The organism is Thiorhodospira sibirica ATCC 700588, assembly GCF_000227725.2.
In the GTDB taxonomy this organism is placed as follows: Bacteria; Pseudomonadota; Gammaproteobacteria; order Ectothiorhodospirales; family Ectothiorhodospiraceae; genus Thiorhodospira; species Thiorhodospira sibirica.
Map to the genome: position 1 here is coordinate 1598392 of NZ_MU255056.1, position 10022 is coordinate 1608413.

Here is a 10022-nt window from a genome sequence, read left to right on the forward strand (position 1 = left end):
ATCTGCGCTGGCACCTTAGCTGAGCGGCGTATCCATTACCTCGCTGACCCGCCGCACCGTGCAGGTCAACAAGGCCATGCGGATAAACACCGCCCCGCGTGCCTGCGCGAAATACCAGTTATGCGGGGTGGCATCAAGATCAGTTGCCAGTTCCTCACCACGGGCCAGCGGATGCAAAATGATGGCATCCGGTTTCAGCGGGGACGCGGCGCTCAGACGCAGGTTTTTGCCCATCGCCTCGAAGGTATCGCCCACCCAGGCAATGGCGTTGATATACACCACATCCAGCGCGGGCAACTCCGCATCCAGCTGCTTGCTGATGCGCACCTTTAGCCCCAGCGCGGCGAGTTCCTCGGCCTGACCGGCACTGAAAGGCGCGGCCTCATCGCAGATCACCACCACCTCGGCAATCACTTCGCTAAATTGCCCCAGCATCAGCAACAGGCTGCGCACCGTGCGCATCCGCCCTGGAACGCCGATCACCCCGATGCGGATATGCTGCGCCGGGGGGACGTGCTCGGCCAGCAGCTGCGGACGCCATTTGAAAATCGTGTATAAGTCCGCCATGGCCTGCGTCGGGTGTTCATCAATGCCATTGCCCGCGTTGATGATCGGAATGCGCAGCGCATCAAGCATCTCATAGATGGCATGATCCTCATTATTGCGCAGTACAATCACATCACCGTAGTTATTAAACATCTCGGCAATATCCGCCAGCGACTCGCCCTTGGCCATGCCGGTGGTGGCCGGGTCGGTGATCGACATAATATCGCCGCCCAGCCGATGCCAGGCACTTTCAAAAGAAAGCCGGGTGCGAGTGCTGGGTTCATAGAAGGCGCTGATCAAAATCTTGCCGCTTAAGGGCATGTGCATCAGCTGCGGGGTGCTTTCGTATTGCGCCGCCAGACGAAACAGCTGCACCAGCGTAGCCCGATCAAAGGCGCGGGCGGAAACGACATGGCGACTGGATAGGGCCATCAATGGCCGGGGATCTTCCGGCAGGGCATCCAGCAAAGCCTTGGGGCGCTCAATGCCCGCCGTGCCGTCTTTGGGGCGCAGGGTTTTTTGCAGGCGTACATCGGGTGGCACTACCATAAGCAACCTCGTCGTACATCACGCACCAGCAGCCCCAGCAACAACACCGGTGCCAGCGTGGTCAAGCCGGTGGCAACCATCACTAAAATCCCCAGGGCTTCTACAGAAATTGTCATTAGTTTCTCCGCTAAGGCATGGCTCAGTACAGATACACGGAATCAATATCCAGGCTGGAACGCTGTCCCAGATCGTCAAAATGACGCGCAAGCCAGGCCTTGGCCGTTTGCTTGCCGACATTATGCAAGTACTCCAAAAAGGCCCATTCCGCGTTAAGCTTGCTCGACACCGACAGCTTTTTAAGCTCGTGGTCGGCATTCACCCGATGAAAATGCACATCCCCCCAATGGTGCTTATCTAGCAGCCCCTCCTTAGACAGCATGTTTTTGAGCATCGCAATCGCCCGCACTTCTTTGATCAGACTGGAATTAAAGGTGATCTCATTAAGGCGGTTCATAATCCCCGCTGCGGTGGTGGGCACCTCATCACGATAAATCGGATTGATCTGCACAATCACAATATCGCGCCCCTTGCACTCCTCGACCAACGGAAATAACGCCGGATTTCCCATATAGCCGCCATCCCAATACGCCTCGCCATCAATCTCCACCGCCTGATAAATAAACGGCAAACAGGCCGAGGCCATCACGGTATCAACGCTCATCTCCTCTTTACGAAAGACCCGCACTTTGCCGCTGCGCACATTGGTTGCCGTCACAAAGAGCTTGATATCGGGACAACTGCGCACCGCGTCAAAATCGACCTGTTCGGCGACAATCTCGCGCAGGGGGTTAATATTCATCGGATTAAACTGATAGGGCGATACCAGACGACTGAGCATATCCATCATGATATAGCCCGGTGACATATCCAGACTCCAGTTGCCCATGAACATATCAATGGGTGTGCGCTGAATCGGGCTGGCCATTGCCGAGCGGCTGACGGCTGACCAGAAATTGCGCAAAGCCTCACGCGCCCCTGGCTCCCCGCCGCGACGCAGCCCATCAGCCACCACCACGGCATTCATCGCGCCCGCCGAGGTGCCGCTTAGCGCCTCAATGTGAATCCGTGGGTCTTCAAGAAACTCATCCAAAACCCCCCAGGTGAAAGCGCCGTGCGCGCCACCGCCCTGCAAAGCCAGTTCAACAAGTTTAGGTTGTGTGGTGTCTGACATGATATCCCTCATCTTGCAAAAAGTTGCAGAAAAACCAACCAGCGCATCGCAACCGCTGGCAACCAATCGTTATCAGTGTAACACGACCCGGCTTGCCCGGCGTGATCCGCATGGATTCATGGTACCAACGCCAGCACACCACAGGCATGATGCTGACGGCGTTCCAATTGCTTAGCGTTAGGGTGCGGAGCTGGGGCTTGGCGTTCCAGGGTGCTTCAGCGCCCAGGCGGTAAGCGTGTGGCCTGTAGCCTAAAAAGCTTGAATTTTTGCGCCATGTCCCTATCTAATACGCGGTCTTTAGCCTTTTTTCTAACCCTTGTTGTGTGGAGTGTTGTTGATGAAACGTATTGCCTTGTTTCTTGCAACCAACCTGGCCATCGTGGTGGTGCTAAGCATCACCCTACGCTTGCTGGGTGTGGAGAGCATCCTTGACGAATCAGGGACCAACCTGAATCTGAACTCCCTGTTGATTTTTGCGCTGATTTTTGGCTTTGGTGGCTCGTTTATCTCGCTGGCGATTTCCAAGTGGATGGCCAAAAAGACCATGGGTGTCCACATCATTGAACAGCCGCGTGATGCCACCGAGCAATGGCTGGTGGACACGGTGCGTCGTCAGGCCGAAGCGGCGGGTATCGGGATGCCGGAGGTTGGTATTTTCGACTCGCCTGATCCAAACGCCTTTGCCACGGGCATGAATCGCAATAATGCCCTGGTGGCGGTCAGCACCGGGCTTTTGGATCACATGAATGCCGATGAAGTGGAGGCGGTGCTGGGTCATGAAGTCGGCCATGTGGCCAATGGTGATATGGTGACCCTGGCTTTGATTCAAGGCGTAGTGAATACCTTTGTGATCTTCATCGCCCGCGTCATCGGCCACTTTGTGGATCGGGTGATTTTCAAAAACGAGGAAGGTCACGGCATTGCCTTTTGGGTGACGACCATCGTTGCAGAAATCCTGCTGGCGATTCTGGCCTCGATCATTGTCATGTGGTTTTCGCGGCTGCGCGAGTTTCGTGCCGACGAGGCCGGTGCCAAGCTGTCCAGCCGTACCAAGATGATTGCTGCGCTGGAACGCCTGCGCGCCATGCAAGAGCAGCCCACACAAATGCCCGATCAAATGGCGGCGTTCGGGATTCGCGGCGGCATGGGCGATGGCCTCAAAAAACTGTTCATGACTCACCCCCCGCTGGAAGAGCGCATTAATGCGCTGAAATCTGCGCAGTAAGCCTTGCATCAAGTGGCGGTTAAGCAGGAGACACTGGCATCTGCCAGTGTCTCCACAGACATCAGGCTTTTTTCAGCAGACGCTGTTTTTCCCGGTCCCAGTCGCGTTCCTTGACGACCGCCCGCTTGTCAAACTCCTTTTTGCCCTTGGCCAGACCAATCTCCAGCTTGGCCCGTCCCTGTTTCCAGTACAAGGCCAGCGGCGCCAAGGTATAGCCCTTGCGCTCGACCAGTCCAATCAGCTTATTAAGTTCGCTGCGATGCAGCAATAACTTGCGTGTGCGCGTCGGGTCTGGGTGAATGTGCGTGGAGGCCGTGGGCAGCGGGGTGATATGCGCGCCAAACAGCCACGCTTCCGCCTGCTTGACCAGCACATAGCTCTCCGTCAACTGCACCCGCCCGGCGCGCAGGCTTTTGACTTCCCAGCCATGCAGCGAAAGTCCTGCCTCAAAGCGCTCCTCGATGAAAAAATCATGCCGCGCCTTTTTATTGAGCGCGATGGTACTGCCTGTGTTTTTGGTTTTTTTGTTCATGAAATTAAATGCTTCGTGTTCATTTTAGCGCGAGTGCAAACGAAAGCCCTGCGCCTGCATACAGTTTTTGAGCATCATATCGCGTTCTGCCTGCGGGATGTTGTTCAAGCGAATCTCATACTTACATTGCGACAGCGCAGTCAGGGTATCATTGGGGGATGTCCCCGGCTTGCGCCAAGCCGGCTGCGGTGAACTGCATGCGCTGAGTACAAAATTTAGCAAAATTAAGAAATACAGCCTCCGAAACATAAAAAACACCTCTTAATCAAATACTAAGATCGTATTTTATGCTGAATCGCACACGCTGCGCCTATTCGGCCTATCGCGTGTCAAAGATCCCGTGAGCATAGCATAGGCGTTTAACGGCTTCCGGGGCTTGACTTGCTGAAAATCAGGCTCTAAAATTGACAGGATAATTTATCAGCATCTTCATTATTCCCTGGTAGCTCAGTCGGTAGAGCGGGTGACTGTTAATCACTAGGTCGGCGGTTCGAGCCCGTCCCAGGGAGCCATATTCTAAAAAAGCCAGCCTTCTACGGCTGGCTTTTTTGTGCGCACTGCGTGTGCAGCGGCGTAGCGTATACCATTTGCTGATCCGTTGCTAACATCTTGTCATGTGTAAAGAGCGCGCCTTCCAGAGGGCCTGCGGTGGATAAAGCGGTTTTTCTTCGACAATTACACGATGCCCTGGGGCGCGAGCAAGTACTCAGTGACCCCAGCGATTGCTGCGTCTACGGCTATGATAATTCGCGTCAGCAGGCCCCGGCAGATGCGGTGGTGTTTGCCACTGATATCGCCCAGCTGCAAACGCTGGTGGGTCTGTGTCGCCAACATCGTATGCCGCTGATTCCGCGTGGACGCGGTACCGGCACCACCGGGGCCACTGTGCCGGTTGGCGGGGGTGTGGTTGTCAGTTTTGAGCGCTATGATCAAGTGCTCACCTTTGCTCCGGATGATCGTCTGCTGGAGGTGCAGGTTGGCATCACCAATCAGACTGTGCAAGATGTCGCTGCCACGCAAGGATTTTTCTGGCCACCGGATCCGACCAGTGCGGCCTATTGCAGTGTGGGAGGGAATCTGGCCTATAACTCGGCAGGCCCACGCGCGGTTAAATATGGCACCACGCGGGATAACACCTTAGGTCTGGTGGTAGTAACCGGCACGGGTGAGATTTTGCGCACCGGCGTTAAAACCTCCAAGGGGGTTGTCGGGTACGACCTGACCCGGCTGTTTATCGGCTCTGAGGGGACCTTGGGGCTGCTTGTCGAGGCCAGCTTAAAACTCACGCCCCTACCGCAAAGCAAGCGCACCCTGCAGGCGATATATACCTCCATCGAAGGTGCGGCGCGAGCGGTGTCGCGCATCATGGCCCAACCGGTGATACCCCATGCGCTGGAGTTTATGGATCGGCGCGCCATTGCGATGATCCGTGGCTATGCTGATATTGATCTGCCACAACAGGCCGACGCCTTGTTGATGATTGAGGTGGATGGCTCCAATGCCTCGATTGACGCTGACAGCAAAGCCATTCTGGCGGCTGCTGATGGAGACGATTGCCTCACGATTACGCTGGCCGGTACGCCCGCCGAGGTGGAGGCGCTGTGGGCCACACGCAAGGCTCTTTCGCCGGCATTGCGCACTATCGCGCCTAAAAAGATCAACGAGGATGTGGTGGTTCCGGTGTCGCGCATACCGTCTCTGATCAAGGGACTGGAGGAGCTATCAACACGCTATGGCATCCCGATTGTCAACTTTGGTCATGCCGGCAATGGCAATATCCATGTAAATTTGCTCATCAATCCTGATGATCCACGCGAAATGCAGGCCGCTCATGCCTGTCTGGATGAGGTGTTTGCCCTGGTCTTATCCCTGCAAGGCACGCTGTCTGGTGAGCATGGCATTGGCCTGGTCAAACGTGAATTTGTCGGACGCGAGCTGGATGATACCGCCTTAGGCGTGATGCACCGGATCAAGCAGCAATTTGACCCCGATGGCATCCTCAATCCGGGTAAGACCCTGCCAGATTAAGCTACGTTGGCGCGCCGATGGCCCGTCAGTTTAACCCCTATATCGCCCCTGCAACCTGCCTTTTGTTGATGATTTCGTGATGGAAACCGTTCAGGTATTGCATATCGGCAAGTATTTCCCGCCCGTTCCGGGGGGGATGGAGTCCTTTCTTGCGGATCTGCTCAACGCCAGTGTACGTTATGACCTCAAGGCCGGTGCCCTGGTGCATACGCACCCTGAGCAGCCTCCCCTGATACACAGCCCCTGCAAGGGCCTGTACCCCGTGAAAAGCTATGGCGAGATCGTGCATACCCCAATGGCGCCAGGCTTTCCCATGGCGTTACGGGCGGCCTTAAAAAAGACCCGGCCACAGATTTTGCATCTGCACCTACCCAACCCGTCGGCGTTTTGCGTCTTGACTGAACCGCTGGCCCGCGCCTTGCCGTGGGTAGTGCATTGGCATTCTGATGTCATCACTCAGCACAGTCGCACGCTGGCCTTGACGTATCGTTTCTACCGCCCCTTTGAGCAGGCACTGCTTAAGCGCGCCCGCAGCATCATTGTCAATTCCCCCGCGTACCTGGAAGCCAGCCCGGCACTGACCGCTGTACGCCCGCGCTGTCAATGTATCCCGCTGGGCATTGACCCACAGCGCCTGCCCGCCGCCACACCCACCGCCCTTGCCTGGGCAGCCCGGCAATGGCCCGCGCAAGGCTTAAAACTCCTGGCGGTCGGGCGCCTGGTGTCCTACAAAGGCTTTGACGTGCTGATCAAGGCGCTTGCCCGTCTTCCTGAATGCCAGTTAGTGATCATTGGCACCGGGCCGCTTGAGGCCAGCTTGCACGCCCTGATCCAGCAGCTTGGCGTGAGCGAGCGCGTGAGCTTGGCCGGGTATCTTGACAATGACACGCTCGGGGCCATGATGGCAGACTGTGACGTGGTATGCCTGCCCTCCGTGTTGCGCAGCGAGGCCTTTGGTCTGGTATTGCTGGAGGCGATGCACTATGCCAAGCCCGTGGTCGCCTCGGACATTCCCGGCTCGGGCATTGCATCGGTCGTACATGAAGGGGGGCACGGCTTACTGGCAGCGCCGCACGATCCGCATCATCTGGCCAGCTGTTTGCGGCGTCTGGCGTCTGATAGCGCGCTGCGTGCAAACCTCGGCCAACGCGGGTCCCAGCGGTTACAGTCGCGTTTTCACATTGACCGGCATCTGGAAAAACTCCTAAGCGTCTATGCCCAGCTCGTGCCGGGCCTGGCGCGAAAGCAGCCTTGATCCCGGCACAACGGCTTGCTGTCTTTCTTGCAACCTCCGGACACAGCGGGGTTGATCGGTTGATGCGCAACCTGCTGCCCGCCATCGCCGCACGGGGCATCGCCGTAGATCTGCTGCATGTGCGGGAGCATGGGCCGGTCTTTGCCCAAGTGCCGCCCGGAATGCGCGTGATTGATCTGGGCACAAAACACAGCCTGCAGGCACTGCCTGCCCTGATCCGCTACCTGCAGACGCAGCGTCCCACCGTACTACTCTCAGATAAAGACCGCATCAATCGCATCGCCCTGCTGGCCCGCTGGCTTTCCGGGGTTCCTGTGCGCCACTACCTGCGTCTGGGCACCACCGTCTCAGAAAGCCTTGCCCGACGCCCCTGGTCGCAACGCCACCTGCAAAAACTGTCGCTGCGCCATACCTATCGCTTTGCCCACGGCATCCTCGTACCCTCGGAGGGCGTCGCCAAGGATTTAGCCGGATTTCTCGGACCCGCAGCCCCCCCGGTGCATGTGGTACCCAGCCCAATCATTCGCGCCGATCTGGCACAACGGGCCGCCGAAAACCTTGATGATCCCTGGCTGGCAGCCAGTCAAGCCCCGCTGATTCTGGGGATTGGCGAACTTTCAGCGCGCAAGGATTACGCCACCCTGATTCGCGCCGTCGCTCGTTTACACCCACACACACCCTGTCGGGTCGCCATTCTCGGACAGGGACGCGAACACGCCCGCCTGCAAGCGCTGGCCCGGCAATGCGGCATTGCCCACGCGGTACACCTGCCCGGTTTTGTGGCCAACCCCTACCCCTGGCTGTGCCGCGCCACGCTCTTTATACACACCGCACACTGGGAGGGGCTGGGAATTGTGCTGGTGGAAGCCTTGGCCCTGGGCACCCCGGTGATTGCCACCGATTGCCCCAGCGGGCCACGCGAAGTGCTGAATCATGGACAATACGGCGCACTGGTGCCCATCGGCGATGATCAGGCCCTTGCAGAGACCATCTGCGCGGTGCTGGCAACGCCCCAGCCACGCGAACAAGGGCAAAAAGCGGTGCAACGCTATCAGGTTGAAAGCGCCACCCAGGCCTATCTACAGGCCATGGGTCTGGATTAAACCGTGGCGGCATCATCTTGATGCCGCTACTGGAAGCCGCCACCACACCGGGATTCTCCGCCCCCTGTAAAAAATAGCCTCAAACGGGTACGATTAGCCTTTAACAAGCAGCAAGCCGTGAACTTGCAAGGCACCACCACCAAAGGCCTTGCGATACCGCCTCTGCTGCGGTATCCATGTCCTTATTTATACTTATTCAAGCCATTCAGCCAGGTCATCGGATGTCAACCATAGATTCTAATCCACGCAACACCCATCTCGTGATCTCCGCCATTGGCGAAGATCATCCCGGTATCGTTGAAAGCCTGTCACGTACCGTCCTCGACAGCGGTTGCAGCATTGAAGACAGCCGGATGAGCGTGCTCGGAGGCGCCTTTGCCATCATCATGCTGGTTTCAGGCAACTGGAACACCCTAAGCAAGCTGGATTCCGCCCTTTCCCACCTGCGCCGCCAACACGCACTGGAAATCATCACCCAGCGCACCGGGCCACGCCAACTTAGCTCGCCCTATCTGCCCTACTCAGTGGAAGTGGTCGCCCTGGATCAACCCGGCATCGTCCACCAACTCGCCGGCTTTTTCTCGGCCCGTGACATCAACATTCAGGAAATGAGCACCCACGCTTATAACGCACCGCACACTGCAACCCCGATGTTCAGCGCACACATGGCTGTTGAAATCCCCGCCAATGAACACATTGCCTCACTGCGCGAAGACTTTCTCGACTTTTGCGACGAACTCAATCTTGACGGCGTGATTGAACCGCTCAAAATCTAACGGCGCAGCGTCGTAATCGTGCAATCATTGACATCCTGCCCACGGCTAAAGCTGGGGGCTTCTCGCGCATCACTGGTGACAGAGGTCCATGCAAACACGCACGCAGACGGCTTGCATGGACCACGCGAACCGGGCAAGCATGTTGTATCAATGAAAAATGAGAAAACTAGAGAAAACTAGAGAAAACAACAAATAAGGAAGGGGATATATAAGAATGGTGGCCAGGGACGGAATCGAACCGCCGACACGAGGATTTTCAGTCCTCTGCTCTACCAACTGAGCTACCTGGCCAAAACATGAAACACAATTTTTGAATATTATCGTTTTGACTGAAAAAAGTCAAGATAACACACTGAAAACTGGAGGCTGGGGTCGGAATCGAACCGGCGTAGACGGCTTTGCAGGCCGCTGCATGACCACTCTGCCACCCAGCCTGAATATCTAAAACTTAATGCGGATTATAAAATAGCCTGCATCATAGAACACATACAATAGCGCATAAAAAACCCCGGCATGACCGAGGTAAGAAAAGGCTTGGAGCGGGAAACGAGACTCGAACTCGCGACCCCAACCTTGGCAAGGTTGTGCTCTACCAACTGAGCTATTCCCGCGTCACTGAATGAGCGCATATTATACCGATTTATTTTAACCTGTCAATAGTTTTGCGCAGAGAGTGTTAGCCCAAAGCAGTAATGTCCCCTTCGTCCAATTCTAAAATGTCCCCTTTATATTTAAGCGGGAGGGGCACGCATGACGAAGGAGCACATTACGATGAGTCACAAAGAAATTGACCGACTAGAGATGATTCAGGCGGTGGCGAACAAGCATCTGCGGCAG

9 protein-coding genes and 4 tRNA genes are annotated in these 10022 nt (G+C 56.5%); 6 read left to right on the forward strand and 7 right to left on the reverse strand.

Translation table 11 applies throughout. The annotated features are described in order from the left end of the window. Window positions 1-15 precede the first annotated feature (15 nt). From THISIDRAFT_RS07605 to THISIDRAFT_RS07610, 3 genes are read right to left on the reverse strand one after another with little or no spacing between them, the layout of a single operon-like run. Window positions 16-1095, reverse strand: a complete 1080-nt coding sequence (locus THISIDRAFT_RS07605) for an aspartate/ornithine carbamoyltransferase family protein (protein ID WP_006787199.1) — start codon at window positions 1093-1095, stop codon at window positions 16-18. Further along, window positions 1089-1211: a hypothetical protein gene (locus tag THISIDRAFT_RS15035; protein ID WP_006787200.1), complete on the reverse strand. Its 123-nt coding sequence runs from the start codon at window positions 1209-1211 to the stop codon at window positions 1089-1091. The genes THISIDRAFT_RS07605 and THISIDRAFT_RS15035 overlap by 7 nt, the downstream gene beginning before the upstream one ends. Before the next feature lie 23 nt (window positions 1212-1234). Next, the gene (locus THISIDRAFT_RS07610; RefSeq protein WP_006787201.1) at window positions 1235-2266 is read right to left on the reverse strand and encodes a patatin-like phospholipase family protein; all 1032 of its coding nucleotides are present in this window, start codon (window positions 2264-2266) and stop codon (window positions 1235-1237) included. Between the two features lie 337 nt (window positions 2267-2603). On the opposite strand from THISIDRAFT_RS07610, the gene htpX reads away from it, so the two are divergent. Further along, window positions 2604-3491: a protease HtpX gene (gene htpX / locus THISIDRAFT_RS07615; protein WP_006787202.1), complete on the forward strand. Its 888-nt coding sequence runs from the start codon at window positions 2604-2606 to the stop codon at window positions 3489-3491. A 61-nt stretch (window positions 3492-3552) separates the two neighbouring features. Here the strand turns inward: htpX and smpB are convergent, their stop codons facing one another. Further along, complete coding sequence (gene smpB, locus THISIDRAFT_RS07620) at window positions 3553-4023, reverse strand: SsrA-binding protein SmpB (protein ID WP_006787203.1); 471 nt, start codon at window positions 4021-4023, stop codon at window positions 3553-3555. Between the two features lie 436 nt (window positions 4024-4459). Here smpB and THISIDRAFT_RS07625 point away from each other — a divergent pair. From THISIDRAFT_RS07625 to THISIDRAFT_RS07645, 5 genes are all read left to right on the forward strand, one after another. Continuing rightward, window positions 4460-4535, forward strand: a tRNA-Asn gene (locus tag THISIDRAFT_RS07625). 136 nt (window positions 4536-4671) lie between these two features. Continuing rightward, complete coding sequence (locus tag THISIDRAFT_RS07630) at window positions 4672-6051, forward strand: FAD-binding oxidoreductase (RefSeq protein WP_006787205.1); 1380 nt, start codon at window positions 4672-4674, stop codon at window positions 6049-6051. Window positions 6052-6130: 79 nt separating this feature from the next. After that, window positions 6131-7306: a glycosyltransferase gene (locus THISIDRAFT_RS07635; protein ID WP_006787206.1), complete on the forward strand. Its 1176-nt coding sequence runs from the start codon at window positions 6131-6133 to the stop codon at window positions 7304-7306. Then, complete coding sequence (locus THISIDRAFT_RS07640) at window positions 7303-8409, forward strand: glycosyltransferase (protein WP_256439194.1); 1107 nt, start codon at window positions 7303-7305, stop codon at window positions 8407-8409. The genes THISIDRAFT_RS07635 and THISIDRAFT_RS07640 overlap by 4 nt, the downstream gene beginning before the upstream one ends. 221 nt (window positions 8410-8630) lie before the next feature. Beyond that, window positions 8631-9185 carry a glycine cleavage system transcriptional repressor gene (locus THISIDRAFT_RS07645; RefSeq protein ID WP_006787208.1) on the forward strand — a complete coding sequence of 185 codons (555 nt, stop codon included), beginning with the start codon at window positions 8631-8633 and terminating at the stop codon, window positions 9183-9185. Window positions 9186-9400: 215 nt separating this feature from the next. Here THISIDRAFT_RS07645 and THISIDRAFT_RS07650 read toward each other — a convergent pair. The 3 genes from THISIDRAFT_RS07650 to THISIDRAFT_RS07660 all read right to left on the reverse strand — a co-directional run bounded on the left by THISIDRAFT_RS07650 (window position 9401) and on the right by THISIDRAFT_RS07660 (window position 9796). After that, a tRNA-Phe gene (locus THISIDRAFT_RS07650) sits at window positions 9401-9476 on the reverse strand. A gap of 69 nt (window positions 9477-9545) precedes the next feature. Beyond that, a tRNA-Cys gene (locus THISIDRAFT_RS07655) sits at window positions 9546-9619 on the reverse strand. 101 nt (window positions 9620-9720) lie between these two features. Continuing rightward, window positions 9721-9796: transfer RNA gene (locus THISIDRAFT_RS07660), tRNA-Gly, on the reverse strand. Between the last annotated feature and the right edge of the window lie 226 nt (window positions 9797-10022).

Bases quoted from the DNA above. Each gene is read 5' to 3' on its own strand.
- THISIDRAFT_RS15035 (WP_006787200.1), bottom strand. From the start codon at position 1,211: ATGACAATTTCTGTAGAAGCCCTGGGGATTTTAGTGATGGTTGCCACC.
- THISIDRAFT_RS07610 (WP_006787201.1), bottom strand. From the start codon at position 2,266: ATGTCAGACACCACACAACCTAAACTTGTTGAACTGGCTTTGCAGGGC.
- THISIDRAFT_RS07645 (WP_006787208.1), top strand. From the start codon at position 8,631: ATGTCAACCATAGATTCTAATCCACGCAACACCCATCTCGTGATCTCC.
- THISIDRAFT_RS07605 (WP_006787199.1), bottom strand. From the start codon at position 1,095: ATGGTAGTGCCACCCGATGTACGCCTGCAAAAAACCCTGCGCCCCAAA.
- smpB (WP_006787203.1), bottom strand. From the start codon at position 4,023: ATGAACAAAAAAACCAAAAACACAGGCAGTACCATCGCGCTCAATAAA.
- htpX (WP_006787202.1), top strand. From the start codon at position 2,604: ATGAAACGTATTGCCTTGTTTCTTGCAACCAACCTGGCCATCGTGGTG.
- THISIDRAFT_RS07635 (WP_006787206.1), top strand. From the start codon at position 6,131: ATGGAAACCGTTCAGGTATTGCATATCGGCAAGTATTTCCCGCCCGTT.